At 63.8% G+C, this 26,886-nt stretch carries 38 protein-coding genes and 1 tRNA gene; 38 read left to right on the top strand and 1 reads right to left on the bottom strand.

Annotated features, from left to right (window positions below):
* Window positions 1-7: 7 nt before the first annotated feature.
* The 36 genes from MMB49_RS00900 to MMB49_RS00725 all read left to right on the top strand — a co-directional run bounded on the left by MMB49_RS00900 (window position 8) and on the right by MMB49_RS00725 (window position 25,796).
* Window positions 8-373 (top strand): hypothetical protein, encoded by a 366-nt coding sequence (locus MMB49_RS00900; RefSeq protein ID WP_133239686.1) that lies wholly within the window; start codon window positions 8-10, stop codon window positions 371-373.
* On the top strand, window positions 373-888 hold the full coding sequence (locus MMB49_RS00895; protein WP_047271329.1) for a single-stranded DNA-binding protein: 516 nt from the start codon (window positions 373-375) through the stop codon (window positions 886-888). Before MMB49_RS00900 ends, MMB49_RS00895 begins: the two co-directional genes overlap by 1 nt.
* 13 nt (window positions 889-901) lie before the next feature.
* The gene (locus MMB49_RS00890) at window positions 902-1,318 is read left to right on the top strand and encodes a hypothetical protein (protein WP_047271327.1); all 417 of its coding nucleotides are present in this window, start codon (window positions 902-904) and stop codon (window positions 1,316-1,318) included.
* A 115-nt stretch (window positions 1,319-1,433) separates the two neighbouring features.
* Window positions 1,434-2,837 (top strand): ParB/RepB/Spo0J family partition protein, encoded by a 1,404-nt coding sequence (locus MMB49_RS00885; protein ID WP_047271325.1) that lies wholly within the window; start codon window positions 1,434-1,436, stop codon window positions 2,835-2,837.
* Window positions 2,834-3,934 (top strand): hypothetical protein, encoded by a 1,101-nt coding sequence (locus MMB49_RS00880; RefSeq protein WP_052773306.1) that lies wholly within the window; start codon window positions 2,834-2,836, stop codon window positions 3,932-3,934. The genes MMB49_RS00885 and MMB49_RS00880 overlap by 4 nt, the downstream gene beginning before the upstream one ends.
* Before the next feature lie 394 nt (window positions 3,935-4,328).
* Window positions 4,329-4,904, top strand: a complete 576-nt coding sequence (locus MMB49_RS00875) for an exonuclease domain-containing protein (protein WP_047297656.1) — start codon at window positions 4,329-4,331, stop codon at window positions 4,902-4,904.
* Window positions 4,901-5,371: a hypothetical protein gene (locus MMB49_RS00870; RefSeq protein ID WP_047271321.1), complete on the top strand. Its 471-nt coding sequence runs from the start codon at window positions 4,901-4,903 to the stop codon at window positions 5,369-5,371. Before MMB49_RS00875 ends, MMB49_RS00870 begins: the two co-directional genes overlap by 4 nt.
* The gene (locus MMB49_RS00865) at window positions 5,371-5,568 is read left to right on the top strand and encodes a hypothetical protein (RefSeq protein WP_047271319.1); all 198 of its coding nucleotides are present in this window, start codon (window positions 5,371-5,373) and stop codon (window positions 5,566-5,568) included. The genes MMB49_RS00870 and MMB49_RS00865 overlap by 1 nt, the downstream gene beginning before the upstream one ends.
* 103 nt (window positions 5,569-5,671) lie before the next feature.
* Complete coding sequence (locus MMB49_RS00860) at window positions 5,672-5,908, top strand: hypothetical protein (protein WP_047271317.1); 237 nt, start codon at window positions 5,672-5,674, stop codon at window positions 5,906-5,908.
* A gap of 2 nt (window positions 5,909-5,910) precedes the next feature.
* Entirely contained in the window at window positions 5,911-6,108 is a 198-nt protein-coding gene (locus tag MMB49_RS00855) for a hypothetical protein (RefSeq protein ID WP_047271316.1), read from the top strand.
* 53 nt (window positions 6,109-6,161) lie between these two features.
* Window positions 6,162-6,923: a hypothetical protein gene (locus MMB49_RS00850; protein WP_047271314.1), complete on the top strand. Its 762-nt coding sequence runs from the start codon at window positions 6,162-6,164 to the stop codon at window positions 6,921-6,923.
* 89 nt (window positions 6,924-7,012) lie between these two features.
* Window positions 7,013-7,088 (top strand) — tRNA-Trp (locus MMB49_RS00845).
* Window positions 7,089-7,208: 120 nt separating this feature from the next.
* Window positions 7,209-7,544 (top strand): HNH endonuclease, encoded by a 336-nt coding sequence (locus tag MMB49_RS00840; RefSeq protein ID WP_077424013.1) that lies wholly within the window; start codon window positions 7,209-7,211, stop codon window positions 7,542-7,544.
* Window positions 7,545-7,798: 254 nt separating this feature from the next.
* Window positions 7,799-8,299 carry a bifunctional DNA primase/polymerase gene (locus MMB49_RS00835; RefSeq protein WP_047271312.1) on the top strand — a complete coding sequence of 167 codons (501 nt, stop codon included), beginning with the start codon at window positions 7,799-7,801 and terminating at the stop codon, window positions 8,297-8,299.
* A complete protein-coding gene (locus tag MMB49_RS00830; RefSeq protein ID WP_052773459.1) occupies window positions 8,296-8,988 on the top strand; it encodes a hypothetical protein in 693 nt (230 codons plus the stop codon). The genes MMB49_RS00835 and MMB49_RS00830 overlap by 4 nt, the downstream gene beginning before the upstream one ends.
* Window positions 8,978-9,595, top strand: a complete 618-nt coding sequence (locus MMB49_RS00825) for a hypothetical protein (RefSeq protein WP_052773304.1) — start codon at window positions 8,978-8,980, stop codon at window positions 9,593-9,595. The genes MMB49_RS00830 and MMB49_RS00825 overlap by 11 nt, the downstream gene beginning before the upstream one ends.
* A 204-nt stretch (window positions 9,596-9,799) precedes the next feature.
* Entirely contained in the window at window positions 9,800-10,147 is a 348-nt protein-coding gene (locus MMB49_RS00820; RefSeq protein WP_127052671.1) for a hypothetical protein, read from the top strand.
* Between the two features lie 268 nt (window positions 10,148-10,415).
* Window positions 10,416-10,790 carry a hypothetical protein gene (locus MMB49_RS00815; protein ID WP_052773303.1) on the top strand — a complete coding sequence of 125 codons (375 nt, stop codon included), beginning with the start codon at window positions 10,416-10,418 and terminating at the stop codon, window positions 10,788-10,790.
* Window positions 10,759-12,225 carry a terminase gene (locus MMB49_RS00810; protein ID WP_047271310.1) on the top strand — a complete coding sequence of 489 codons (1,467 nt, stop codon included), beginning with the start codon at window positions 10,759-10,761 and terminating at the stop codon, window positions 12,223-12,225. Before MMB49_RS00815 ends, MMB49_RS00810 begins: the two co-directional genes overlap by 32 nt.
* Window positions 12,225-13,760: a phage portal protein gene (locus MMB49_RS00805; protein WP_052773302.1), complete on the top strand. Its 1,536-nt coding sequence runs from the start codon at window positions 12,225-12,227 to the stop codon at window positions 13,758-13,760. The genes MMB49_RS00810 and MMB49_RS00805 overlap by 1 nt, the downstream gene beginning before the upstream one ends.
* Window positions 13,699-14,475, top strand: coding sequence for a hypothetical protein (locus MMB49_RS00800; RefSeq protein WP_133240406.1), 777 nt, complete (start codon window positions 13,699-13,701; stop codon window positions 14,473-14,475). The genes MMB49_RS00805 and MMB49_RS00800 overlap by 62 nt, the downstream gene beginning before the upstream one ends.
* Before the next feature lie 69 nt (window positions 14,476-14,544).
* Window positions 14,545-15,033, top strand: a complete 489-nt coding sequence (locus tag MMB49_RS00795; protein ID WP_047271309.1) for a helicase — start codon at window positions 14,545-14,547, stop codon at window positions 15,031-15,033.
* A 31-nt stretch (window positions 15,034-15,064) separates the two neighbouring features.
* Window positions 15,065-16,018 carry a phage major capsid protein gene (locus MMB49_RS00790; RefSeq protein ID WP_047271955.1) on the top strand — a complete coding sequence of 318 codons (954 nt, stop codon included), beginning with the start codon at window positions 15,065-15,067 and terminating at the stop codon, window positions 16,016-16,018.
* The gene (locus tag MMB49_RS00785) at window positions 16,018-16,455 is read left to right on the top strand and encodes a head fiber protein (RefSeq protein ID WP_082247844.1); all 438 of its coding nucleotides are present in this window, start codon (window positions 16,018-16,020) and stop codon (window positions 16,453-16,455) included. The genes MMB49_RS00790 and MMB49_RS00785 overlap by 1 nt, the downstream gene beginning before the upstream one ends.
* Before the next feature lie 16 nt (window positions 16,456-16,471).
* A complete protein-coding gene (locus MMB49_RS00780) occupies window positions 16,472-16,879 on the top strand; it encodes a hypothetical protein (RefSeq protein ID WP_052773299.1) in 408 nt (135 codons plus the stop codon).
* Window positions 16,876-17,214 (top strand): hypothetical protein, encoded by a 339-nt coding sequence (locus tag MMB49_RS00775; protein WP_047271307.1) that lies wholly within the window; start codon window positions 16,876-16,878, stop codon window positions 17,212-17,214. The genes MMB49_RS00780 and MMB49_RS00775 overlap by 4 nt, the downstream gene beginning before the upstream one ends.
* Window positions 17,214-17,501: a hypothetical protein gene (locus tag MMB49_RS00770; protein ID WP_047271305.1), complete on the top strand. Its 288-nt coding sequence runs from the start codon at window positions 17,214-17,216 to the stop codon at window positions 17,499-17,501. Before MMB49_RS00775 ends, MMB49_RS00770 begins: the two co-directional genes overlap by 1 nt.
* Before the next feature lie 26 nt (window positions 17,502-17,527).
* Complete coding sequence (locus MMB49_RS00765) at window positions 17,528-17,878, top strand: hypothetical protein (RefSeq protein WP_229940909.1); 351 nt, start codon at window positions 17,528-17,530, stop codon at window positions 17,876-17,878.
* Between the two features lie 14 nt (window positions 17,879-17,892).
* On the top strand, window positions 17,893-18,561 hold the full coding sequence (locus MMB49_RS00760; protein ID WP_229940908.1) for a hypothetical protein: 669 nt from the start codon (window positions 17,893-17,895) through the stop codon (window positions 18,559-18,561).
* Window positions 18,562-18,661: 100 nt separating this feature from the next.
* Complete coding sequence (locus MMB49_RS00755; RefSeq protein WP_047271301.1) at window positions 18,662-19,027, top strand: hypothetical protein; 366 nt, start codon at window positions 18,662-18,664, stop codon at window positions 19,025-19,027.
* 47 nt (window positions 19,028-19,074) lie between these two features.
* On the top strand, window positions 19,075-19,452 hold the full coding sequence (locus tag MMB49_RS00750) for a hypothetical protein (RefSeq protein ID WP_082247843.1): 378 nt from the start codon (window positions 19,075-19,077) through the stop codon (window positions 19,450-19,452).
* 12 nt (window positions 19,453-19,464) lie between these two features.
* Window positions 19,465-22,263, top strand: coding sequence for a tape measure protein (locus tag MMB49_RS00745; protein WP_052773297.1), 2,799 nt, complete (start codon window positions 19,465-19,467; stop codon window positions 22,261-22,263).
* Complete coding sequence (locus MMB49_RS00740; RefSeq protein ID WP_047297655.1) at window positions 22,250-23,074, top strand: hypothetical protein; 825 nt, start codon at window positions 22,250-22,252, stop codon at window positions 23,072-23,074. The genes MMB49_RS00745 and MMB49_RS00740 overlap by 14 nt, the downstream gene beginning before the upstream one ends.
* The gene (locus MMB49_RS00735; RefSeq protein WP_047271945.1) at window positions 23,065-24,714 is read left to right on the top strand and encodes a Gp37-like protein; all 1,650 of its coding nucleotides are present in this window, start codon (window positions 23,065-23,067) and stop codon (window positions 24,712-24,714) included. Before MMB49_RS00740 ends, MMB49_RS00735 begins: the two co-directional genes overlap by 10 nt.
* A 10-nt stretch (window positions 24,715-24,724) precedes the next feature.
* Window positions 24,725-24,958, top strand: a complete 234-nt coding sequence (locus MMB49_RS00730; RefSeq protein WP_047271298.1) for a hypothetical protein — start codon at window positions 24,725-24,727, stop codon at window positions 24,956-24,958.
* A gap of 1 nt (window position 24,959) precedes the next feature.
* A complete protein-coding gene (locus tag MMB49_RS00725) occupies window positions 24,960-25,796 on the top strand; it encodes a hypothetical protein (protein ID WP_047271296.1) in 837 nt (278 codons plus the stop codon).
* A 100-nt stretch (window positions 25,797-25,896) separates the two neighbouring features.
* Here the strand turns inward: MMB49_RS00725 and MMB49_RS00720 are convergent, their stop codons facing one another.
* Complete coding sequence (locus MMB49_RS00720; protein ID WP_041775314.1) at window positions 25,897-26,163, bottom strand: tyrosine-type recombinase/integrase; 267 nt, start codon at window positions 26,161-26,163, stop codon at window positions 25,897-25,899.
* A gap of 89 nt (window positions 26,164-26,252) precedes the next feature.
* On the opposite strand from MMB49_RS00720, the gene MMB49_RS00715 reads away from it, so the two are divergent.
* Entirely contained in the window at window positions 26,253-26,660 is a 408-nt protein-coding gene (locus MMB49_RS00715) for a hypothetical protein (RefSeq protein WP_047284901.1), read from the top strand.
* The gene (locus MMB49_RS00710) at window positions 26,657-26,875 is read left to right on the top strand and encodes a hypothetical protein (protein ID WP_047271294.1); all 219 of its coding nucleotides are present in this window, start codon (window positions 26,657-26,659) and stop codon (window positions 26,873-26,875) included. The genes MMB49_RS00715 and MMB49_RS00710 overlap by 4 nt, the downstream gene beginning before the upstream one ends.
* Window positions 26,876-26,886 lie beyond the last annotated feature (11 nt).

Below are 26,886 nucleotides of genomic sequence, written 5' to 3'. Positions count from 1 at the left end.
ACCGGAATTGCCACCCATCCGCACGTTCACCGCCCGTGAACTGTGCGACATCGCGCTGCTGGCCGACGCGCTCACCCCCGCCGACCCCACGGGCGCGGCGTCGGACAGGGAGCGCGCCGAACTCAAGGGACGGCTCGGCCACGCCCTGCAGCAGACCGGACTCGAACTCCACGCGCACAACCCATCCCCGACCCGAGGCGAGGCGGCGACGGCCGCGAGGCTGCGGGCCCTCGCCCTGGCCGCGTACGCGGGTCTCGCGCGCATCGAATACGACGCGCTGGCCGCCGGCATGAAGGACATCCACGCGATCGCCGTGGACGGCAAGGCCACGCTCGCCCGGCTCGCGGAGGCGCTCGACGGGACGGAGGCGTGATGGCCGGAGAGACCCTGGTGACCGTCATCGGCAACCTGACCGCCGACCCCGAACTGCGCGCCACCGCGCAGGGCCCGCAGGTGTGCGGCTTCACCATCGCGTCCACCACGCGCACGTGGGACCGGCAGACCGGCCGCTACGAGGACGGCGACACCCTGTTCATGCGCTGCAGCGCGTGGCGCGACCTCGCCGAACACTGCGCCTCCACGCTCGCCAAGGGCATGCGCGTCATCGCGCGCGGACGCCTGCGCCAACGCTCCTGGCAGGCGCAGGACGGCACGAGCCGCACCATGACCGAGATGACCGTCGACGAGATCGGCCCGAGCCTGCGCTACGCGAACGCGCAGGTGCGGCGCACGACATCCGGCGCCGGCCACGGCACGGGAGCCACCTACGGCGACCCCAACCGACCCGCCTACACCGGAGCCGCGCCCGGTGCCGGGCAGGCCGCGGCCGCCACCGACCCGTGGGCCGGCGACGGCTACGGGCAGGACGGCACGGAACCCGAATTCTAGAAAGGAGCACACGATGACAAAGAAGAACACCGGCAGTGTGCAGGAAGCGCTCATCCCCGACGAGATCACCCCGCTCATGCTGCTCGCCCTGACGCCCAAGGCGAGCCGCATGAAGGACGCGGCCGCCGCGTTCCGCCTCGCCGCCAGCAGGATGCTCGACATCGCCACCAAGGGCGAGTACATCGCCAAATACAAGAACATCGACCCCGTCACCGACGCCCTGTACGACGCCATCGACCTCGCGCAGCACATCTTCGACGCCGCCAACGCGGTCGACGACCTCATCAACTACCCCGTCGAGGCGCGCGAGCGCGTGGTGCGCGCCGACATCGAGCGCAGCCTGGCGGACCCGTGGCGCGACCTGCCCACCACCGGCGGCGGGCCCGACCCGGGCGTGGACCCGGACACCGGCGAGATCGGGGAGGACTGAGATGGGCAAGCGCAAGCACGGCAGGCAGCGGCTCGACCACGAGCGCCGTCTGGCACGCAAGACACGACACCCCCGGCGCAGGCCGGGCACGACCAAGGAGCAGTGACCCGCACCAGTGAGCATCACCATCACGGACATCCCCGTCAACGACCTCATCTCCAACCCCCACAACCCGCGCTCCGGCGTGGGCGACGTGCGGGAGCTGGCCGACAGCATCCGCGCCCAGGGGCTGCAGCAGCAGCTCGTGGTCACCCCCGACCACAAGGCAGGCGGCCGCGACATCTACCGCGTGGTCATCGGCCACCGGCGCCTGGCCGCGTGCCGGCTCGCCCGTCTGGAGCGCGTGCCGTGCGTCATACGCGACATGGACGAGCGGACGGAACGCGAGCTGATGCTGGTGGAGAACTGCCAGCGCCGCGACCTGACGCCCATGGAGGAGGCCGACGGCTATCAGGGGCTCCTCGACCTGGGCGCCGACGTGGGCGAGCTGGCCGGCAAGACCGACCGCTCCGAATCGTTCGTGCGCGGACGGCTGCGCCTGGCGCGCATCCCCGGTCAGGTGCGCGACGCGGCCGCGGACTCGTTCGCGCAACTGTCGCTCTCCCAGCTCGACGACCTGGCCGGGCTGGAGGGGCATCCCGGCATGCAGGCCGAACTCGCGGCCAAGGCCGGCACCACCGACTGGAACTGGACGCGCGACATGCTCGCGCGACGGCTGAGCGACGAGGCATGGCGGACCGAGGCACGCTCCGCGCTGGCCGGTCTTGGCGTGGACATCGACGACACTGAAGGCCCGGCGTACACGCCGCCCGACGGATGCCTGTACGCCACCAGATGGGGCGAAGGCAATCCGGACGCGCTCGCGCGATGGCTGGAATCATGGATCGCCGGGCACCCGCAGGCGGAGCCGATAGCGCGCTTTACCGGCCGGACGCTGGTCCTGTTCACCCGCATGAGCGCCCTGCAGCGGGCCGAACGCGACGCGGCCGCCGAACGGCGGGAACGGGACATGGCCCGGATGAGAGCCGACCATGAGCGGCGCGTGGAATTCGACCGGGCGGCGGCACGGCTGCGCCGCGACTGGATCCGCGCCCACGCCACGCGATTCAACGGCGGACAGCTGCGCCGGGCCATCACCGGCCTGGGACTGCTCGCCCTGACCGGCGCCGGCCAATGGACCGGACTGGTCGGCGGCGCGCAATGGGACAATCCCGACCGGGTCCTCAAGGCGTACGGCGAGCTCACGGCCACGCCCCTGCCCGGGGACGCCGGCCGCGCCGCCATGCTCGCCGAGCTGCGCCGCCGCGGCGACGCGGAAGGCGCCGCGAACCGCGAGCTCCTGCTCGTCCTGTGCGCCCAATGCGAGGCGTTCACCGACCCCGCCACATGGGAGGACGGGGACGAGCTCGACATGGCCCGCGCCTACTACGCGGCGCTCGAGACCCTGGGCTACCCCGTGTCCGACGCCGAGAGGCGGGCTCTCGACGGCAAGTACGCGCACGTGGAGGACGAGTCATGACATGGACGTCCATCGACGACGGGCTCAACCACAACCCGCAGACCCGGCCGGGCGCGGTCGGCAACACGGCGCTCGGCCTGTGGGTGCGCCTGTGCGTGTTCACGGCCGAGCAGATGCGCTACCCCGCGTTCGACGGCGCGTTCGACCTCGCCACGGTGCGCGACCTCAGGGGCACCAGACGGCAGGTCGACGAGCTGCTGGACGCGGGCATGATCGAGGACGCCGCGCGCCCGGGACGCTGGATCGTGGTCGAGGCGGCGACCCTCATGAAGTTCACCGGCGCGAACGGCGAGCTCAGGGCCAAGCGGGCCGCGGCCGGACGCGCCGGAGGCCTCGCCTCCGCACGCAGCCGACGAAGCAAGACCGAAGCAAGTGCTTCAAGCAAACCCGAAGCAAATGCTCCGCAGCAAAACGAAGCAGACGATTCAAGCAAACCTGAAGCAAATGGTTCAAGCAAAACCGAAGCAAGTGCTTCAAGCAAACCTGAAGCAAGTGCTTCGCAGCAAAACGAAGCAACCGGCCATACCATACCTAACCCTTCCCTTACCACCCCCAACCCCTCCGCGACCAAAACCGGGCCGGACGCCACGGCCGGGCACCAGTCCGACACCACGCCCGACACCCGGGCCGCGACCATGGCCGACGCCGAGGCGCGCATCCGCGCCGACCCCCTCCAGGCCATCGCCGGCGCATACCCCAAGCCCGGGCCCATGGGCAAGCCCGCCTACCGGGAGCGCGCCAGGAAGGCCCTCGGCCAGGCGCTGACCGACGCCACGCCCGAAACCCTCTACGGCGCCGCCCTCGCCTACGCCAAAGCCGTCGACAACGGCGACATGCCGCTGCGCTACGCGCCCCTGCTCGCCAACTGGCTCACGGGCGAATGGCGCTCATGGACGCCCCAAGACCGGCCACGGGACCACGAATGGCGCGGCATCACCAGCCAATGGATGCGCGACCAGATCCACCGGCAATCCCCGGGACTGCCCATCACCGACAGCCTCGAACAGGCGTTCTGGGCCAGCGTCAAAAGCGGCACCCCCGCCCTCGACGCCATCCGCGACCTGACCGCCCAGACCACCAAGGAGCCACGACCATGAGCCAGCCCGACGAACGAACCCGACGGCTCGTCCAACGCCGCGACGCCTGGAAATGCGCCAGATGCGGGCGTGACGCCGGCACCCACTGGAGCGGCGACAGCATCCACCACCGACGCCCCAGAAGCCACCCATGGCCCGGACTGCACCAGCCAGCCAACCTCCTGCTGCTGTGCGGCAGCGGCACCACCGGCTGCCACGGATGGGTCCACGCCCACCCGGCACCCGCCTACCGGCTCGGCTACCTCGTCCACGCCTGGGACGACCCCACGACCATCCCCGTCCACTACCACACAGGCGGCTGGCAGCTGCTCGACCAGGACGGCGGACGCCGCCCGTGCCAGCCGCCAGACACCACACCCCAGCCCACGCCAAACCCACCGAAAGGAACCCGACAATGACCAGCCACACCAAACCCCACATGCTCCTGTGGGTCGACACCGAAACCACCGGCCTCGACCCGGACCGCTGCGACCTGCTCGAGATCGCCTGCACCATCACCGACATGAGGGCCGAACAGTCGTTCGACCAGCATCACGCCGTCATCCACCCCGACCACGGCATCGCCATCACCCATGCGGACGACCTGACCGCCCTGCGCATGCACCTGGCCAACGGACTGCTCGAAGCCAGCCTCGACAGCGAGCTCGACTACCGGCAAGCCGGACTCGACCTCGCCGAATACCTCAACGACGCCGCCCGACGCTACACCCTCCACCCCGCAGGCACCAACCCCCGCTTCGACCTGCGGCAGATCATAGCCCACCTCGACCCCGCAACCGGCCTCGACATCCTCCAACCGCTCTCATACCGCCACCTCGACCTGACCGCCCTGCGCCTGACCGCCCAGGCCCAAGGAGACGACCCCTACACGGCCGGCCACGACACCGACCACCGCGCCACCACCTGCATCCAACGCGACCTCGCCGAATACCGCGAGCGCCTCGCTCACCTCGGGGAGACGCAACGATGAGCGGTCTGGTCGAGCCGGTGGACGGTGATGACGCGGAGTTCACGCGCCTGGCGCGCCTCGGCCGTCTGAGGGTCACGTATGCGTGCGAGTGCTGCCGCCGACGGTTCCCGGTGCTGGAGCGCGACGGCTGCTGTCCGGCGTGCCACCGCCGGCTAATCGCGGCCGGCGGAGTGCCCGGGACCGTGCGCATCCTGCCGAAGGGGGCTCCGGCCCCGGTGAGCGTGCGGGGCATGAGCGAGTACTGCGGCAACGGGCACAAGTGGCGTCCCGAGACGACGCGCTGGCGGTACCGCGACCGGGGAGGCCGGCACGGGAGGGGCTGGGAGCGCGACTGCCTGCTGTGCAAGCAGAAAAGCGACGGATTCGCGCGCATGGGCAGGAACGTGAAGGGCCGCAACGTCACCATCACCATCACCAAAACCGGCACCCACTGGAACAGCGGCACGCCCGGGGGAAAGGAGCAGTGATGCCGGACACCACAGCGAAGATCTACACGCGCGACCAGCTGCACGCCGCCCTGCACGCCGTATTGGACGACCAGCCCACGGACATGAACGGAGACCCGATCATCGGCATGGACGACATCGACCACATCGCCGACCGCATATACGACGAGGCCGGCACCGAAACCGACATCAGCCCACTACTGGAGGAGGAACCATGAACCTGCAGGACATCATCACCCGGGCGCTCGCCGACGGAGCCCAGGTCACCATCAGCATCACACCCAAGACGTGGACCGAAGACACCCAGGAGGAAACGGAATCATGAAAAAACTCGCCGCAATCACCCTCACCACACTCACAATACTGGCGCTCGCCGGCTGCGGGGCAGCCGGCACGCCGCAGGATCCGCAGCCGGTCTACGCCGAGCCTGCCGACCAATTCCCCTCATGGAGGACCTACCAACTCCCGGACGGGCGCCGGGTCAGCTGCATCCGCATCTACGGCGGTATCTCGTGCGACTGGAATCACACGGACGGCGCGGACAAGGTGGAGGACTGATCATGGCCGTCACGAAAAGCAAGGCGGAGATGGTCGTCACGTGGCACGAGCGCGGCGTCGACATCGAGACAACATGCAGGATGCTCGGCGTCACCCCGCAGGAGGCGAGCGCGATCATCCGCCAGCACGCCGCGGAGCGGGAGCGTCGGGAGCGGGCGGAGCGCATGCGCCCGAAATTCATCGAACCGCCCATGTTCTAGGCGCCTTTATACGCCTTTATATGCCCGTATACGTCTGCAGAAGGAGCGTAAAAATGGATCGGAACTGCCAGAACTGCGATAAGCCGGCCGAAGCGCCGTGGACGTTGTGCAAGACGTGCCGGCGCGAGTACGCGCGGCTGCTGCACCGGCTGCGCGTCAACCTGCACCTCCTCCAGGCGGTCGCTCGCCGAGAATACAGGCTCTCGGAGCCGGGAGCCGGAGGACGACCGCAGGGAGGGGACGCGCCCGCGCCCATCAACCTCCACGCGCAGGACATGCTCGACCAGACCGAGGACGGCCTGCAGGACATGTGGAACGAGACCGGCGTGGAAAGCCGTCCGAGATGGCAGACCCTGCTCAGGGACGCTCCACGACGACTGCCCGACCTATGCCGCGCCAGCCGCTCGGGACATTGGCTGACATGGCTCACCCACGCCTGCGAGCGCATCGAACCGCTCATCGACCGCAGGCCGCGCTCGCGCAGGATCGTCGGCATGTGCCCCGAATGCGGACGCGAAGTCCTCGCCGCGAAGGGCGAGACGCTGAGACTCTGCAAATGCGGGGCCGTCATCGACGTGGCCGAGCTGCGCGAGCAGAGCCGCGACAAGGCCGAGGCAATCCATCTCACGAAGACACCTGCGGGCATGAGCGAATGGCTGCGTGAGAACTACGGATACGAGGTCAGCCGCAAAGTAATCATCATGTGGATACGCCGTGGCAAACTCCCCAGCAGCAAGCCAGTGGAAGACGGATACTACGAATTCAGCATCAGGGAGATAGTCAGCATGGCAATGGCATATTCCAGCCGGCAGTAGGCTGTTGCCACCCCGTGGTATACTCCGTATCAAGATAAGTGCGAAAGCCTCTGGGACATACATCTCAGGGGCTTTACTCATACCCACCTATGCGCGTAGCTCAGCCGGTAGAGCGGCGGTCTCCAAAACCGCAGGTCGTTGGATCGAAGCCAACCGCGCATGCCACGGCTTGCGTACCGCAGAGGACCAGCCGGCCATGCCGAGACAGCACGGCGACCCGCAAACACGACAACCGGTCCGCGAATTAGAATCTCGCCCAAGCCACCAAACACACAGGATGGGAACATGAGCAACAAGGCAGGCTCAGGCCGATACCAAAATGGAGCAGCCCGCCGCAAATGCAAGGCCAGACACATCGCAGCCGAAGGACCAATACCGATCTGCCCGCTGTGCGGCAAACCCATAGACCTCACACTCAAAACACCACACCCACTCAGCTGCGAACTCGATGAGATCATCCCATACAGCCGAGGCGGATCACCAACCAGCTATGACAACACACAACTCACACACAGAATCTGCAATCAAAGAAAAAGCAACAAAATAATCGCCAACACCACAGGCCACCAAAACACAAAAAAACAACCACAAAACACCATCCCAATCAGCCGCCAATGGTAACCGGGGGCCATACCCTCCCCCTCCCATGCAAGGCTCCCCACAGAACACAGCGCCCGCATCCCCCCGCAACCCGCGTGGAGTATCGTACGTTTGGCCGCTGGGGTGTCTGCGAGCGCCCGTGGAAGCCGTTCCGGCATGGTTTTGATGTTTTTGCCCCGTTGTTTTCCGAGGCTGTTACGTTTGATTTTACGCAGTTTTGATATGTCACGAAATTAGTGTTGCGAATCGTTGGAATATATGCTATAGTAATAGCTATGGTCAACCAATGTAGGAATTGCGGCCACTTCTTCCAACCCACACCTAACCCTAGGCGTCCGAGACTGTTTTGCTCGGACAGATGCCGCAAGGCGTGGAGCCGCAAACATCAGATACCCCAAGCGCTCAGGGCATTGCGCCGTTGGGTGCGGGCCGATGGTAAGCGTCCGATTATGTGCGATGGGTCGCCGGCCAGTTCGACGGACTCAAGTACCTGGGCGTCATATTCGGAGGTCATGCGCTCGAAGGCCGGTGACGGTTATGGCATAATGCTCGGCGATGGGCTTGCGTGCTGGGATTTCGACCATGTTGATTTGACCAGTCCGCCCGCGAAGGCGATGGAGCTGCTGCCGGATGCGATCTATGCGGAGGTTTCGACCAGCGGACATGGGCTGCATGTGTTCGTGCGGTCGTCGGAGGCGAGCTTCCGGCGTGCCGGTGCCGAGTTTTATTCGCATTCGCGGTTTATTCGCATGACGGGAAGGAGGTGGCCGAAGTGACCACGGTTATTCGTAATCAGGGCACGAGTCTCGCGGTGCGTGAGAAGCTGGCCGCTGATGGCAGGCCCGTGTTGTTGGCGTTTTCGTGCGGCAAGGATTCCATAGCCGCGTGGCTGGCGATGCGGGATATGGGCATCGAGGTCGTTCCCGCGTATCTCTACTATGTGCCCGGTTTGAGGTTCGTGGACGAGGAGCTTGATTATTTCGAGCAGAAGTTCCAGACCCGAATCAAAAGGTATCCGCACCCGTCGCTGTACCGTTGGCTGAACAATGCGGTGTTCCAGGCTCCCGAACGTCTGCGCTACATCGAGGCGGCGCGTTTGCCTGAGCCGTCGTATGAGCAGATGTGGGATTTCATCCGCGCCGACGTGGGCTTGGATAAGAGCACGTGGTGCGCGGATGGCGTGCGTGCGGCCGATTCGATTCAGCGTCGTGGCGCGTTCGTCCAGTACGGGTACTGGCGGCGCAATCTCAAGAAGGTCTCTCCTATCGGGGATTGGCTCAAGGGCGAGGTGCTGGACTGCATCAGCGGGCATCATATCGAGCTGCCGTGTGATTATGCGTGGTTCGGGCGTTCTTTCGATGGCATCGACAAGCGTTTCACCAAGGTGCTCAAGGACAAGGCACCGGACGATTACGCGACGCTGCTTGAATGGTTTCCCTTGTTGGAGGTGGATCATGTCAGGTGATTTCCGATTCGACTTTTCTAAGAAGTCCAAGGGCAAGAAGGCTGTGAAGCCGGTGCCGGAAAATCTGGACGAGAACGCGAAGGAGTACCGGGAGCGCGCCCGTGCGGAGCGCAAGCGTTTCGTGGATGCGACCGACACCGAGTTCTGGCTGTGCCTGTGTTTCCCCTCCCCCGCCGAGATGGCGCGGTGGCGTGAACGGTTTGGCTTCGGCGAAAACCACCGGATCTATGCGTACCGTGATATCGAGAAGCTACTCGCCCCGTACAAGCCGGCCAAGTCGTCCGCCGTGGCGTTCGGTGCCGGCGTCGGCTTCGGTGGTGGTCTCGGGTTCGCGGAGAAGACGCCTGACCCGCTCGCCGATGTCAAGTACTCCGATGATCTGGAGAAGGATTGTCTCGCCGAGTTCGCCGCCCTGCACAGGGCGCTGGTTTCGGCTTGCAGTCCCAGGAAGCTCGTGGAGCCGACCAATTCCGAATACTGGTTCGCCATCGCGTTCCCGTTGCGAGACGACAAGGATTCTTTCCTTGCCGAGTATGGTCTTCGCAAACTCGGAGATAAATACCTCGATGGTATGGCCGTAGCTCGGAAGCTGGGAGGTGAGTTATGAGGCGAGTCCGTTATGCGAGCACCAACGATATCCGCTATACGGGGTATGGGCGTCGCTCTTCCGGTTCATCCGGTGGCGGTGTGTCCGCCCTGCGTGTGAGTGCGTCCCGTTCCGCGTCGCGATCGAGCGGATCGTGAACCGGTAAACAATATTTTTTTCGTTCAAGCCGTCCCTATGTGGCGGCTTTTTCATTGGGAGGTTCTCATGCGACGCGGCTCTTCTTCGGCTTCCCGCTCGTCCAGCAGCGGGAGCGGCGGCAACTCATCCCGCTCACGCTCGAAGGGCTCAACGCTTTCCGGCGTCGGCTTCTCGAAAGAGCGAATATCCCAATACCGCAAACAGGGCTTATCCGACGAACGTATATCGAAGCTATGGCAGGATACCCTCAAGATGCGCGCGTTGATGAAGAAACGCAAGGAACAGGGAGTCAACGATCTTGAAGCCGGCGTTTCTCAGTCATGGAAGAACGCCCAGGCACGCCGAGACCGGGCGTTCGACAAGCGGTTCAACGACGAATGGAACAGATACCGCAGTGCAGGCTGGAAACGGTAGATCCCGATTTTTCTTGTCCGCATCGTTACTGGAAAGGAGGTGGATCGTGCGTAACCTGTTCCAGCGCGCCGGCAATGCGGTGCGTAATGTGGCCGGTCGTATCCGCAGCGCTTTTTCTCGCGGCGGCTCGCGTTCCTCAGGCTCCTGATTTTCCCGATGGAGGTGGTTGTCATGCGTCCGAGATACGTGCAGGGCGAGTTTGATTTCTCTCGTGCCGCCGGTTCCGCTCGCGCGAGTCGCTCCAGCGGCTCCTAGACATTGATTCGAGGTGATCCAGTTGGCCAAGACCACGATAACGCAGCCACAGTTGCCTGACGGCATCGAGTGGCCGGAGGCGACCGTGCGATGGTGGGAGCATTTGGCTTCCACCCCCGGAGCGGACTCGTGGACGGAGGCCGACTGGGACAACCTCATGAACGCCGCACTGATCCACGCGGACATCTGGGGTTCCGGCAATTTCGCCAGCGTGCCCATACTGAACAAGCTGCTGCAGGATTACGGCATCACACCAGCCGCACGCAGCCAGATCATGCCGGCGAAAGCCCAGAAGCAGGAGCGGCATACGCCGCTCGATGAGATAGCCGAACGACGGAAGCTGAGGGTGATTCAGGGTGGCAAGGCGAAGAGGCGTACAGGAACCTAGCTTCGCTCTGGTTCCCAAGCACGCGCAGTCCGAGGGAGGCGAGGCGTGCGCGCTCGCAGCCGGCTACGACATGAAGCCGGATAAGTGGCAGCGCATCGTGCTCGAGGGGTGGCTCGCCACGGATTCGAAGCTGCAATGGGCGGCGTCGGATTGCGGGTGCGCGGTGCCGCGCCAGAACGGCAAGAACGCGATTCTCGAGTTCACGGAGCTTTATCTCTCCGCGATCATCGGCATGAAGATCCTGCATACGGCGCATGAGGTGAAGACCTGCCGCAAGCATTTCCTGCGCATGAAATACTACTTCGAGAACGCGCGCAAGTTCCCCGAACTGTCGGAACTGGTCACCTACATTCGGGCCACGAACGGCCAGGAGGCCATCGTGTTGAAGAACGGTGGCAGCATTGAGTTCATCGCCCGTTCGAAAAGTTCGGGCCGTGGTTTCACGGTGGACGTGCTGGTGTGCGACGAGGCGCAGGAGCTGACCGACGAGCAGATGGAGGCCATACAGCCCGCCATCTCGTCGGCACCCTCGGGCAACCCGTTGACCATCTACACGGGAACGCCGACACCGCCGACCTCGCCGGGAACGGTGTTCGCGCGCATGCGCCGCAACGCGCATCGTGACAAGCCGCCGAAGAACCTGTGCTGGTTCGAATGGGCGGCGACCGAGATCGGCGACGTGCACGACCAGCAACGCTGGTACCAATACAATCCATCGCTCGGCACCCGACTGCTGAAGAGCGTGGTCGTTTCCGAATCGGAGAAGATGACCCCTGACGGTTTCGCCCGCGAACGTCTCGGCTGGTGGAACGATCAGGCCGGCGCGCTGTCCGATATCGATGTTGACGAGTGGGCCAAGTGCAAGACCGACAACCCTTGCATGGACGGCTACAACTCGTATGCGGTCAAGTTCAGCGCGGACGGCGCGAACGTCACCCTCGTGGCGTGCGTGCGCCCGCCACGCAAGTCGGGTGAATTGCCGCACGTGGAGGTCATAGCCTCGCGCAGCATGCGCGGCGGCACCGGCTGGCTGGCCGACTGGCTGACCGCCGAGAAGGACGGTGCGGAACGGTGGCGCAACGCCATCGGCATCATCATCGACGGGCGCGTGGGAGCGCCCACCCTGGTCAACAGCCTCATCGACAAGGGCGTGTCCAAAAGAGTGATCGTGGTGCCGCGCCCTTCCGACGTGGCGGACGCTTGTTCGATGCTCGAACAGGCCGTGAACGACCATGAGCTTACCCATTTCGGCCAGCCTCTGCTTGACGAGGCGGTGGGTCATGCGAAGCATAGGAAAATCGGCGACGGGTTCGGCTACGAGCCGTCCATGGAGAACGTCGATGTGAGTCCCGTGGAAGCGGTGGCTCTCGCGTATTGGAACGTCAAGACTTCCAAGCGTCATCCGGGAAGAAGAGCGAAGGCGGTGGCATTCTGATGCAGATTCCCAGTCTTGAAAACGTGCAGGTCGATAATCTGCCCGACGAGTGCCGAGAACCGTGGGATTTGATGATACGTCAATGGTCCCAGAAGCTCGAACGTAACCTGTTGCGCACCAAATACTACGACGGGCGAAACGAGCTTAAGAATCTGTCCATCGCTGTGCCGGACAGCATGGCGGGGATAAGCGAGGTCGTGGGCTGGCCGCAGAAATCGGTGGACGCTTTGGCCGACCGCATCGTGTTCGATGGTTTCGTCGGAGTCGGCGACGACAGCCGCGATCCGTTGGGTTTGGATTCGATTCTTTCAGACAACGACTTCGACGTGGAATTGCCGCAGGCCATCCGCAGCGCGCTCACTCACTCATGCTCGTTCCTGAATGTACGCAGCGCGGAACCGGAAGACGGTCTGCGTTCCAAGGTGTCCGTGTCGTTCCGCAGCGCGCTCTATGAGACCGGCCTGTGGGATTACGCCCGTCGCGGCCTGTCGGCGGCGTTGTCGATAACCGATATCGACCGCTCCCAGTACGCGCAGGCGAACACCATCGTGCCTTCCGAACTCATGCTCTACATGCCCGGCTACACGATTCGTATACGCCGCACGCAATCAGGCCGCTATCATGCGGACGCTCCCCGGAACACGTACATGGATCATGTGCCCGTTTACCTGATCCCCTACCATCAGGACCTGAACCGCCCCTTTGGCCGCTCGCGCATCAGCCGCGAGGTCATGAGTATCACCGACACTGCGGTGCGCACCATGCTGCGCATGGAGGTAAGCGCCGAATTCTATTCGAGCCCGCAACGCTACCTCATCGGCGCGGACGAGCCGCCCGAGGACAAGAACGGCAAGAAGCTGACCGGCTGGGAAGCCACCATCTCGAAGATGCTCAACATCAGCCTCAACGAGGACGGCCAGGCACCCGCCATCGGCCAGTTCACGCAGATGACCATGCAGCCGCACACCGACATGCTTCGCGCACTCGCGGCACGCATGAGCGGCGCGACCGGCGTGCCGCTCAGCCAGTTCGGCGTCATGACGGATTCCGGCCCTTCCTCGTCCGAAGCGATCATGGCGGCGGAAAGCGAACTTGTCATCGAGGCGAAGAACGCCTGCCGCGCCATCGGAGTGCAACTACGCAAGGCCGCGAGGGACATCGCCATACTCAACGGCACCAGCGAGGACAGCGACGAGCTCGACCGCTTGCAGGTCAACTGGCGTGACCCCGAACGCCCATCGCAGGCCGCGCTCTCCGATGCCATCGTGAAGCAGGTGACGGCCATGCCGTGGCTCGCCAACTCCGACGTTATTCTGGAGAAGCTCGGCTACACGGATTCCGACATCACACGCCTGTTGGTCGACAAGCGCAAGGCCGAGACCCGCAGCGTGCTTGACTCCCTCGTGAACGGAGGCAACAAGGATGACGGACAACCGGCAACTGGACCAGCTGCAAGCCAGCCAAGCCAGAGCGGTGGAACTGGCGCGCCGCGATCTGGCGAAACTGTGGGGGACGCTGCAACAGCTCAGTCCTGAATGGCAACGTGACATGCTGCTCGACTACGTGCCGCAACTGGTCGCCAAATACGGCGACCTCGCGGCACAGGCCGCCTACGAATGGTATATGCGCGTCCGTGGCGAATCGGTGCCCGAATCATGGGAGTACGACCTGTCCGACTCGTTTCCCGGCGACGGCATCGACAAGACGATACGCTGGCAGGCCGGCCACCTGTGGACCGACCCGCAGACCATGCAGGCGTATCTTGTCGGTGCGATGCAACGCTGGGTCATGTATTCGGGGCGCGAAACCATCGCCCGCCTGTGCGAGCACGACCCGTCCGAACCCCGGTACGCGCGCGTGCCGAGAGGCGCGAAGACGTGCGCGTTCTGCACGATGCTCTGCTCGCGCGGCTGGGTGTACCGCAGCGAGAAGACCGCAAAATACGCCAAAGGCTCGTTCAGCCTGTTTCACGACGACTGCGACTGCCAGATAGTCCCCGAATGGGACAGGGACCAAGCTCACATCGAGGGCTATGACCCCGACCGCATGTACTCGGAATACATGCACGCCCGTAGCCTCATCGAGAACGGCGGCCTGGACGACGACACCTATCGGATGATAAAGGCCACCACAAAAGGCAATCCCGACAATCCCAACGACCCGAACACGATCACCTATGTGATGCGCCGACTCTACCCCGACCGTTACAAGGACGGCTACGGGGTGCCACGACCGTCGCACTCGAACTGAGATTTTCCCCAACCACCCGCACGGGTGGTTTTTTATGCCCGAAACGGGCCCAACCCACTAGGAGGAACCATGACCGAAGAGGCCAACGGCAACCAGCAGGCGGCATCGACCGAGAACGGAGCGAAGCCGCCCGAAATCGATTACGAGGCCAAATACAGGGAGGCCGTCGCCCATTCCCGCGAATGGGAGAAACGCGCCAAGGACAACAAGGCAGCCGCCGACGAACTGCAACAGCTCAAGGAGGCCCAACTGTCCGAAGCCGAAAAGACCGCCAAGCACATCAAAGAGCTTGAAGCCAAGAACGCCGCCTACGAGGCGGAAAAACAGCAGAACGAATGGAAGACGCAGGTCTCCAAGGAAACCGGCGTGCCCATCGCACTGCTCCATGGCTCCACGCTCGAAGAGATGCAGGCCAACGGCAAGGCGCTCGCCGACTACATCGCCGAGAAGACCAAGCCGAAGGTGCTCGCCTCCTCCGAATCCAACCAGCCGCCCGCACCATCCGGCTCCTCCGGCGACTGGATCCGTGACCAGTTCCTTGAACAAAAGCAGAAATAACCTCCCCACTCCATAGAAAGAAGGTATGACGATGGTTTCCAACGTGAACTCCATCATCACCAGCGGCGACCTCGGCGGCGGACTCATCCCCACCGAATACGCCACCCAGATTATCCAAGACGCCCCCAAGTCGAGCGTATCCCTGACCCGCATGCGTCAGATTCGCATGAGCACCCGCACGCGCACGCAGCCGGTGCTTGACTCCAAGCCGATCGCCTACTGGGTGGGCGGCGATACCGGCCTCAAGCAGACCACGAAGATGAAATGGTCTGGCCTGAGCATCACGGCCGAGGAACTTGCGGCCATCGTGCCCATCCCGGAGGCCGTCATCGCGGATTCCGGCATCCCAATCTGGCCGGAGGTCATGCCGCGTCTGGCTTCCGCGCTCGGCTACAAGCTGGACCAGGCGACCCTTTTCGGCGTGGACAAGCCGTCCAGCTTCCCTGACGGCATCATCCCGCAGGCCATCGCGGCGCACAACATGCTCACCCAGGGCAAGGACCTCGCCAAGGACGTTGCCAGCATGGGTCAGAAGCTCGCCGAACAGGGCTTCGCCATGAACGGCTTCGCCAGCAAGCCGGGCCTGAACTGGGAACTTATCGGCCTGCGCAACGCCAACGGCAGCCCGATCTACGTGCCCTCGCTCGCCTCCGGCGCGCCGTCCACCCTCTACGGCTTCGGCCTCAACGAGGTAGACAACGGCGCGTGGGATACCACCAAGGCCGTGCTGCTCGGAGCAGACTGGTCGAACTTCGTGGTCGGCATCCGTCAGGACATCACCTACAAGATGCTTGACCAGTCGGTTATCTCTGACGATAACGGCAAGGTGATTCTGAACCTCGCGCAGCAGGATTGCGTCGCCATGCGCGTCGTGTTCCGCGTCGGCTTCCAGATCGCCAACCCCATCAACGACGTGCAGCCCGACAAGACGAAGCGCTTCCCGGCGTACGTCATCACGCCGGCATCGACGTCCAACGGAGCGTGATGGCCATGGGACTGAACAAGCAGATACAGTTCGTGCGTCAACCGAAGCCGACTGACGGCGAGATTATCGCTCAGGTGGCCGTTTTTGACGGGGACGGCAATCCGGTCGATGTCGGCGGCGTCCCTCCCACCGCCGACACGCTTGCCGGCGCCACCAACACCGGCAAGGCGGTGCTCAAAGCCACGGATGCAGCCGACGCGCGCAAGGCCATTGGCGCGGGAACGTCCAGCTTCAGTGGAAGCTACAACGACCTGTCGAACAAGCCGACGATTCCGCCCGCCTACACGCTGCCCGCCGCCACGGCTGAGGCGTTGGGTGGCGTCAAGAAAGGTGCCGCGATCCCGGATCTCGCGAGCGGCGCGGATGCGGCGACCATCGCCACGAAGGTCAACAGCATCCTCGCCCAGTTGCGCGCGATCGGTGTCATCGCCGTCTGACGTGGGGAGGTGCGTTATGGCCGACGAAACGGAAGAAAACCCATTCGCCACCCACACGGAATTGTCCAAACGCTGGAAGCAGATGCCGGACGACCCGGATTATGTTGACCAGCGTCTGGCCGATGCATCGCAGTTCATTCGCGAACAGTGCCCCGATTGGCGGAACATATCGCGGGCGACGCTTGAACGCATCGCCTGCGAGCTCGCCAAGGATGTGATCTCGTCCGACATGCAGACCGAGGGCGCCGGTTTCGATACGACCGGTGCCAGCAATCTCAGTCTCACGGCGGGCGATTTCACCCAGTCGATGACCTTCTCGAATCCTCGCGGCGAATTCTATCTGTCCAAGGGACAGAAGAAGGCGCTTGGGCTCACCGGCCAACGCTTCTACAGCATCGACCTGTCGAACGGGGAGGCGTCATGAGGGGCGAGACCGTGAAAGTGGTGCGCTGCACGCCCACTGGCGAGACCGACCCGGGCGGCTCGCCCGTCACGAAGGACGATATCGAATCGGTGGGCAACGTGCTCGTCTCGCCGGGTGCCATGTCGAATGCAACCGATTCGCTGCGCCCTGACGGAGTGACCGTGGCGTTCACGTGCCTGTTCCCGCGCAGCTACGCATACCGGAGCCTGCGCGGGGCGAGCATACGCATCGACGAGCATGACTACAAGGTGATCGGAGACCCGAGGCCATTAGACGGCGGCATGAAGCCGACCGCCTGGAACCTCAAGGTCGAAGTCACGGATTCGAAGGGCTGATGTCCAATACCGTGAGACTCGATTATTCGGCGTTCCTCGCTTACCGCCAAAACGAGGGCGCACGCATTGTCAAGGCCGAAGCCGACAAAATCGCGGGACGCGCCAACTCCACCGCCATGCGTGCCGTGCATGTGTCCGCCGGAGAGGATCACGTTCCGCGTTACGAGGCAAGCGTGCGCACCGGCCCCAAAGGTGCCACGGCGAACGTCTATCCGGCCAACCACGCGGCCCACGTCGACAACGCATTGCACAACACGCTTGCCAAAGCAGTGGGAGGTGGCGGCTGATGGCCGTGAACGCGGAGAAACTCGTCATGGACTGGCTCAACGCGGACCCGACGATCAAGGCCGAATATCCGGCGATGTTCGACGTGCCCGCCGGATCGTCGGCCACGCATCCGATGCCGTTCGTCACCGTCGAACAGGTCGGAGGCACGGACGAACCGTTTCGCAGCCTGCCGCTTATCGCGGTGCAGGTGTGGGGCGAGTCGCGCTGGCTGGTCTCCGAGGCTGCGGCGAAACTCATACTCCCCCGGCTCAAACGTATCGTCGAACTGCCCGAGGTCGCCGATATCGACATCACCGGGCGCACGCATTTCCCCATGCCCGACGGGCGGCCCCGTTACCAAATCATTCTCCAGTTGATTATCAAATCAGACGATTAGAAAGGCTGTAAATCATGGTTGATTCCACAACCAACGATTCCACCATGGTGTCGTTGGGCAAGTTCAAGGTCGGCGGCTACGCCTACTGGGCACCCGCCGGCACCACACTGCCCACCGACTCCGCCACCGCATTGCCCTCCGCGTACAAGCTGCTCGGCTACCTGTCCGAGGACGGCCTGACCAACACGACCGACACCGACGCCACCGAGATCAAGGACGCGAACGGTACCACCGTGATGAAGATCATCACCAGCTACGCCGAGTCCTACCAGTTCGCCCTGCTCGAAGTGCTGCGAGCCGAGTCCGCGAAGCTCCGCTATAACTCGGACGCGGTCACCGGCACCGACAAGAGCATGACCATCAAACACCAGATGCCCTCCGACGAGGACTTCGTGCTCGTGTTCGAAATCGCGATGAGCGGCGACGTCAAGGACCGTCTCGTGATCGGCAACGCGACCCGCGCCGAGTTCGGCGACCGTCAGGTGCATGCCGGCGACCCGCAGGTGTACGACATCACCGTCTCCGCCAACGACATGGGCTCCGGCGTCACCGCCATCGAATACGTCGGCATCGCCGCGTCCCGTAGCGTGGCCGTCACCGAGGCCCTGGTCGGCAAGGTCATTGATCCGGTCAACGGCGACGAGACCGCCGAAACCGGCGAAGGGACCCCGGCCGCCGAATAACGGTTCTTCCCGCGTCATGCGTTCGACGACTTCCCCGCGACGCGGGAACCCTCATTTTTTCAACCCTCGAAGTCGTCCATGGTTTTTTGGAGAAGTCATTATGTCACGAAACCGTCATCATCGTTACGGTAATACCGCCAGCAACAACGTCCCCGGCAACCGTCCGCAGGATCACAGGCCCGCGCAGGGCAAGCCACGCACCGTCACCGTCAAGGGCATCTCCCTGACCATCGACCCGAAGGTGCTGGACGATTGGGAGTTCGTGGAATCTCTCTATGACCTTCAGGCCGACCCGAAGGGCAACGCCTTGCAGATCATCCCGTTCCTGCGCCGACTTCTCGGCGACTCATACGGCAAGGCCAAGAACGAATTACGAGGCGCTGACGGTCGTATCGACGGCGAAACCATGGGAGCCTTCCTGAACGAACTGTTCGAGGAGATGAGCAAGGCTTTCCCAAACTCCTGACGCTCGTATACCTGCTCGTCCGCTGCCCCGACCAGCTGGCGGCGGACATGAGGCGCGTATATGGGCTCGGCATCTACGAGCTGGACCCGTTGGAGACGGCCGCGTTTGCCGCGAACCTGCCCGCCGGCTCCCTTATCTGGCAGAAGCTGGACGCCCCGGCCGCGTGGACGCTTGACCAGTATCTGATGACCACGCTGATCGACCAGATGAACATGTGGATGTGGGGCAACGCCGACCCGAAGAAACGCGGCCCACAACCCGAACCGCTGCCACGACCCGGCAACGGAAGCGGCCATGCCGTCGCGAACCCCTCCAAGCCGGAGGACTCCGGGGAAGCCACGCGCAGGACGCGCACCATCAAGCCCATGGCCCTGACCATCGAACAGCTCGACGCGTTCATGAGCCGCGACTTCACGGACGTATAGAGAGGAATGGTCATGGCATACCAGCTGGCTCAGGCGTACGTGCAGATCGTGCCCAGCATGAAGGGCGTAGGCAAGGCCATCGAGAACGCGTTCGACGGGCCGTCGAAATCCACCGGGCAGAAGGCCGGCCAGAGCATCGGCTCGGGCCTCTCCGGCGGTTTCGCGGCGAAGGTGGGCGCGGTCGCCGGCATCGCCTCCACCGTGTTCTCCAAGGTAGCCTCGGTGGTCACGGGAAGCCTGAACTCCGCGATCTCGCGCGCCGACCAGATGAACAACTTCCCGAAGGTCATGAAGAACCTCGGCTACAGTTCCGAGGACGCGGCCGCCTCCATCAAGAAGATCTCGAGCGCGCTCGACGGCCTGCCCACCACCAGTTCGGCGATGACGGGCATGGTGCAGCAGCTCGCCCCATTGACCAGCAATCTGGATCAGGCCACGAACATCGCCCTCGCGTTCAACAACGCGATGCTTGCGGGCGGCGCTTCGACCATGGAGCAGGAGAACGCGCTCACCCAGTACACGCAGATGCTGAGCGCCGGCAAGGTCGATATGCAGGCATGGCGTTCGATTCAGGCCGCGATGCCCGGCCAGCTCAATCAGGTCGCCGAGGCCATGCTGGGCGCAGGGAAAAACTCAAACGACCTGTATGAGGCCATGAAAAACGGGTCAATCAGTTTCGATGATTTCAACAAGAAGGTCATGGAACTGAACCAGAACGGTTTCGGCAAATACGCCTCGTTCGCGCAGCAGGCCAAGGACGCGACGCAGGGCATCGGCACCGCCATGGAGAACGTCAAGAACCGTGTAGCCAAGGCCGTGCAGAAGGTCGTGGAAGCGGTCGGCGTGGAGAACATCGCCGGCGCGATCAACGGTTTCTCGAGCCAGTTCGGCAAGGTGGGAGACGCCGCCGCGAGCATGGTCACCGGCGTGAAGAACTGGCTCGGACAGCTCTGGCAGGCGCTGAAGGACAACGGGGCGTTGTTCACGTTCAAAAGCCTGTGGGACGGACTCAGGGACGCGATCATGGGCGTCGTCAACATGGTCATCGACTGGGCGCACATGATTCCCCCAGACGGTCTCGCCAACGGCATCAAACTCGTCGCCGACACGCTCGACTGGTTCGTCCAGCACGGCAAGGAACTCGCGCCCATCATCATCGGCATCGGCACAGCGTTCGCCGCAGTCAAGGGCTATCAGGCGCTCAACAGCGGTCTACAGGCGCTCACCGGAACCATGAACACGGTGACGACCGCCGCCAAGGGCGTCAGCAACGGCATCATGCTCATGATGGACTTGGGCGGCCCGGTCGCCATGCTCAAACAGATGGCCGGAGGGCTGAGCCTCGTCAAGACCGCACAGACCGCATGGAGCACGGCCACGAAGATGGCGACCGCCGTGCAGGGCGCGTTCAACGCCGTCATAGCCGCAAACCCCATCGGCGCGATCGTCGTCGGCGTCGCGGCCTTCGTGGCCGCGCTTGTCTGGTTCTGCACACAGACCGAGGTAGGCCGCAAGGTGTGGGCGGCGTTCACGTCGTTCATCTCCTCCGCATGGCAGAAAGCGGTCGATTTCGTCACCAATCTCGGCCAGAACATCGCCAACTTCTTCACGCAGACGCTTCCTAACGCGTTCCAGTCGGTCATTCAATGGTTCCAGCAACTGCCTTCCGCGATCGGGACGGCGTTGTCGAACCTGATTACGTCGATTGGCACGTGGGCGGTGAGCTTCGGCCAGTCGGCGTTGCAGGCGGGACAGCAGTTCGTCTCGAACATAGCGAACTTCCTCACGAATCTTCCGGCGACGATAGCCTACTGGCTCGCCTATGGCATCACGTTCGTGGTGCTGTGGGCCGCGCAGCTCGGCTCTCAGGCGATTTCTGCGGGCCAGCAGTTTCTCGCGAACCTCGGCACGTTCTTTGTGCAACTGCCGGGCAATATCTGGAACTGGCTGACCTCCACGGTTGCGTCGGTGGCGAGCTGGGCCGCGCAGATGGGTGCCAACGCGCTTTCCGCAGGCTCCCGGTTCCTCAGCAACGTGGGCACGTTCATCTCCCAGCTTCCGGCGAACGTCGGCTCGTGGCTGAGCGGGGCCGTAAGCGCCGCAGCCAGCTTCGTCGGCCGGATGGCGTCGAACGCGGTCAACGCCGGCTCCCGGTTCCTCTCGTCCATCGGCTCCTACATCTCGCAGGTGCCCGGACGCATCGGTGCCGGGCTTTCCGGCGCGATAAGCGCGGTCGGCTCGTTCGCCAGCAGCATGGCATCCGGCGCGCTTCGCGCGGGCCAGCAGTTCCTGAGCAATCTGGTCAACACGCTTGCATCCATACCGGGACGCATGGTGTCCATCGGCTCGCAGATCGTGCATGGCATTATCAGCGGCATCACGGGCAGCATCGGCAAAGTTGGCAGCGCCATTCTCGGCGGCGTGAAAGATGCCATCTCCGGCGTGAAGAACTTTCTCGGCATCCACTCGCCGTCACGCTTGTTCCGCGACCAGATAGGTCGGAACATCGGTCTCGGTCTCGCCCAGGGCATCAGCAACAGCCAAGCCGCCGTCATGTCCAGCATGAACGGCATGGCCTCGGACATCGCCTCCACACGGTTCACGACTCCCGATGTAGCCACCGGCTACGGTCTGAGCCCGACCAGAGCCTCCGTCTCGACTGGCGGCGAACCGTTATCTGGCGAACTGCTCGGCGAACTCCTGTCGGAACTGCGCGCGCTGCACGCGGATATGCCACTGATTATGGAGAAACTCGGCATCGAAGTCGATGGTCGTGAACTCGGAAGGGTGATACGAAATGCGATCGCTTAGTTATGTGTGCGCCTCGACCGGTGAGACGATCCCACTGGAAGGGCCCGATATCTGGGCTCAGACGGCGGAGGGGCTGCGCGGCCGCGAATGGTCGTACACCCTCGGATACCGGAGTCTAACCGGAGTAAGTCGCACGGCGCGCGAGGCCGAGCTTGACCTAACCTATGTCCGCTGCCCCGAGAAGGTGGATTCGACTCGCCGCCTGTTCGACGCGGACGTGGCCGCCGGAACGCCCGGCACGTTCGACGCGGACGGGTGGACGACTCGCGCCTACGTGGTCAAGGCGGAACCGCAGACCATCACGCCCACGATGGTCGAGACGCAGCTTACCGTCGTGCTCCTGGACGGCGTGTGGCGGAGGGAGACCACCACGCATCACGATCCGCGAACCGACGCCGGCAGCGGACTTGACTACCCGCACGACTATCCGCACGACTACGGCGGCATGAGCATTCTGGACACCGTGGCCAACACGAGCGGCATGCCGCAGCCGATACGCCTCACGATCTTCGGCCCATGCGTCAACCCGTACGTCATCATCGGCCCCAACCGGTACGAGGTCGACGCGACCATTCCGGCCAGCAGCAGACTCGAAATCGACGGCACCGCTGACGCCAGGACCGTCATCATGATCTCCGACACCGGCCTGCGCACGAACCTCTTCGCCAAGGCCGTGCGCGGCACCGGACGCGGATCCGGCACCTACATCTTCGAACCGCTTCCCCCCGGCACGAGCACGATCAGCTGGGCTGGCGGATTCGAATTCGACCTGACCGCCATCGAAGAGAGGAGCGAACCGCCATGGACCTGATCGTCACCGACACGAATGGCACGCCGTCCGGCTCGTACGCCTCATGGACGCTCGACCTGGCATACGGGTCGGGGGAGAACGACTTCGAACTCCAATGCCCGGCACGCCTGAAACCAGGCTGCCGATGGTGGGTCGACGGGACAGGCTGGGGCGGCATCGTCGACGACGTGAAGACCAGCGTCACCGGCGGCGAGGGCGAGCTCACCTACCACGGTCGCGACTGGCACGGCCTGCTCGCCTCGAAGATCCTCGAACCCGACAAGGGCAAGGACTACCTGACCGTGAGCGGCACGATCGGCACGCTCCTGCGCACCGTCATCTCCCGTATCGGGCTGCAGGACATCATCACCGTCACGGAAGGCGCGTCCAAAAACGCAAACTGGCGGTTCGACCGGTACTGCGACGCGTGGAGCGGCCTGTCCAAGATGCTGCGCGCATCAGGACTGCGGCTGCGCATCACCGCAGCGCAGAACGGCGTGACAGTCGACGCGCCGCCGATCACGGCCGCCGGCGACCTCATCGACTCCGACCTCATCGACTTCGACGCGACACTCGCCTCGCATCCGATCAATCACCTGATCTGCCTCGGCAAAGGCGAACTCAAGGACAGGATCGTCGTCCATTGGTACGCCGACCAGAAAGGCACGCTCAGCCACACGCAGACCATCAAAGGCGCGGACGAGCGCGCAAGCGTCTACGAGCTCAGCAACGCCGACGCCGCCGAACTCGAGACCAAAGGCAAGACAAAGCTCCAGGAGCTGCGAGATACAGGCAGCATCGACGTGGACGTTACCGGCGGCATCGACCTCGACGTTACCGGCGGCATCGACCTCGACGTGGGCGACACCGTGACCGGCCGCGACAACACCACCGGCATCAGGGTCACCGCCGAGATCACCAAGAAGATCATCAAAGTCAAGGACGGCATCCCGACCGTAACCTACGAGGCGACCACCGCGTCCACGGAATCGACCGGCGAGACCGGCGGCGGTGGATCAAGCTCCGGAGACGGCCACGCCTACTACGCCGGCAGCGGCCTCACCCTCTCCAACTGGACGTTCAGCGCCGATGTGACCGCCGCAGACCTCGAAACGGTCCGCAGAACCGCCACCGAAGCCAACAAGGCCGCAAGCGACGCCGCGGCCGAAATCGGAGGCGCCAGAGACCTCGCCAAACAGGCCGGCGTAAAAGCCGACACGGCCACCACCACGGCGCAGAACGCGTTGGCCGCGGCGCAGGCGCGAATCTTGGACATCACTGCGTCGGCTCCAGTCACAGTGACCCGCAACGACGAGACGGCTGCCATCACCGTCGCACAGGCCACATCATCGGCGGACGGGCTCATGGCCGCCGCAGACAAGAAGAAGCTCGACGGCATCCAGTCCGCCGCGAACAAGTACACGCTGCCAGTGGCATCCACCGCCACCCTCGGCGGCGTCAAACCCGATGGCAGGACCATCACCGTCGGACCGGACGGCACCATCACCGCACAATCCAGCGCGACAGAGGCATCCTTCCTCGCCGCACACCCGATCGGCTCGCTCTACTGGTGCGTCGCCGGCAACCCCAACGACCATGGCGGCACATGGAAGGAAATCCACACCATCATCGGCGGACACGTCTGGCAAAGACTCGCCTGAAAGGAACAGCATGGCAAAAACCACGAACATCACCAAATACACATGCGACCGCTGCCACGACAGCGCATACCTCACCGAAGGGGATCCGCGCACGTCGAGCGACTGGCACCAGATCAAACACACCACCGCGGACGGAGTGACGCAGGAGGCGCTGGCATGCACCTCATGCCAGCAGGAATTCAAGAAACTCGCCGCCACGCAGGACGCGGCCTACACGGCATGGCTTACCAAGGGAAAGGGCTGACATGACCACCACGCTCATCACAGGCAAGGGCGGCACACCGCACATCACCAGCGGCGACATGGGCGCCATGCAGGCCGGGGTCATCGGCAACGGCAGCTACCTGCTGCAGGGCAGCGACGGCACTTTCCCCACGGTGACCATGCAGGATGCGAATCACGCGCTGATCCCCGTCCTCAACCTCGTGGTCGAAGGACGATACGCGCGCGTCACCGAGGCCGAGACCGCGACCATCGAAAGCGGCATGAGCGGCCAGAACCGCAACGACCTCGTCTGCCTCAAATACACACGGAACAGCCAGAACATCGAGACCGCCGCCATCGCCGTGCTCAAAGGCACGCCAAACACCGGTACGGCCGCCGACCCGACCGTCCCGTCGGGCAGCATCCACTCGGCCTCCGACACGGCGTGGATCCCGATCGCCCGCATCCCGATCAGCGGGATCACGCCCGGCACGCCGGTCATGCTCATCAAACAGCTGCCTCCCATGTCGAAACTGTGGGATTCCGTAACCCTCACGAAACCAAACGATAACTGGGACGTGGATTATCGCACCGCGTTTGTCGGCGGGATGTTGATCGTCGCGTTTCATGCCATTCGAGTCAACACGGACTGGACTGCCCCGAGGATATGGGATACGTCCAAGCTTTTCAGGCTTCCGACTGGATTGGAGGCCGCGTTCGAGGTGCATTGCGCCACGGTGTCCAATTCGAGCGTGGGGCTTCATGGCGTCGAGGTGCAGACCGCTGGCAACGAGATCAGCCTTCGCTCGGCCGCGAAGATGACGCTCGGCAAAGGCGGTTGGGTCGAGGGCTGCATCACGGTACCGCTTGATCGTTGATTAGACGACCGGATAGCAGAGCGAGCCTACACAACCCTGATTGCTGCCGGCGCGGATGACCGTGAAGCCCTTCGCATTGTACAGGGTTACGGAAAGCTATTCAGCAGGTCAATATGAGTTTCTGCCATGCCTTCTGCATGTCCTTGAGGACGCTCAGATCGGGCTTGAGGTAATACCGTGCGGTGGTTTGGATGTCGGAGTGTCCGAGCTGTCGCGCGACCACGCTGATGTCGGTTCCGGCCTTGATAGCCAACGTGCCGAACGTGTGGCGTAGGTTGCGCGGAGCGTCTGCGGATACGCGGACGGCGAACTGCCGGGCATGCTCGACGAAATCGGCCTGCCTTTGGTGTTCGCCGCCACCGACCACCCGTATTAACCAATACCAACGCACCGTGGGATTCCACCACCACACACAGAGAGGATCGCCAATGCGACATCCCGTCAGAGAGGAGCCACATGGCTGACGACATCATCACCAGCGTCGTCGCCGGCCTCCTCATCGCCGCCATCAGCGCCATAGCCGCCGGCCTCTGGCACCAACTCAAAAACCTGCGCTCGCAGATCGCCGACGAGGAGACCCGAAGGGCGGAGCATGAGCAGCTGATGGCCGACATGAGGCGCGGCTGCGAACACGAAAAACTCGTCGACGAGGCGCTGCGCACGCTTCTGCTGTGCAAGCTCGAACAGCAGCAGGACACGATGGTGCACGACCACCACGGCGTCGCCGACAATGACTTCAAACTCCGCGCCCAACGTGTCTACGACGCCTATCACGGATTGGGCGGCAACGGCCACGGCACCCAGATCAACAACGATATCCAGAATGCGCCCATTGCGCCCCGGCTGGGAGGAAAGCCATCATGAGCATCACCATCAACGGCGTCAAGCCCGGCACGGCCACATTGACCATCCGGGCTGGCACCCAGTCGGTTGATGCGCCCGTCACCGTGCGGGAGAACCTGCGGCGGTGGCTTCCGATGCCGGCCACGATGTTCGGCGTCACCTACGCGGACGCGCGATTGCGCGTCCGACTCTGTAAAACCAACCAAAGCCCCACACCCGTGGGGCTTCTTCTGTAAGGAGAACCATT

Origin of the sequence: Bifidobacterium sp. SKU (genome assembly GCF_026016405.1) — a bacterium.
In the GTDB taxonomy this organism is placed as follows: domain Bacteria; phylum Actinomycetota; class Actinomycetes; order Actinomycetales; family Bifidobacteriaceae; genus Bifidobacterium; species Bifidobacterium bifidum.
The sequence above is the reverse complement of the archived record's forward strand: the minus strand, read 5'-3'. Positions and strand labels throughout refer to the sequence as shown.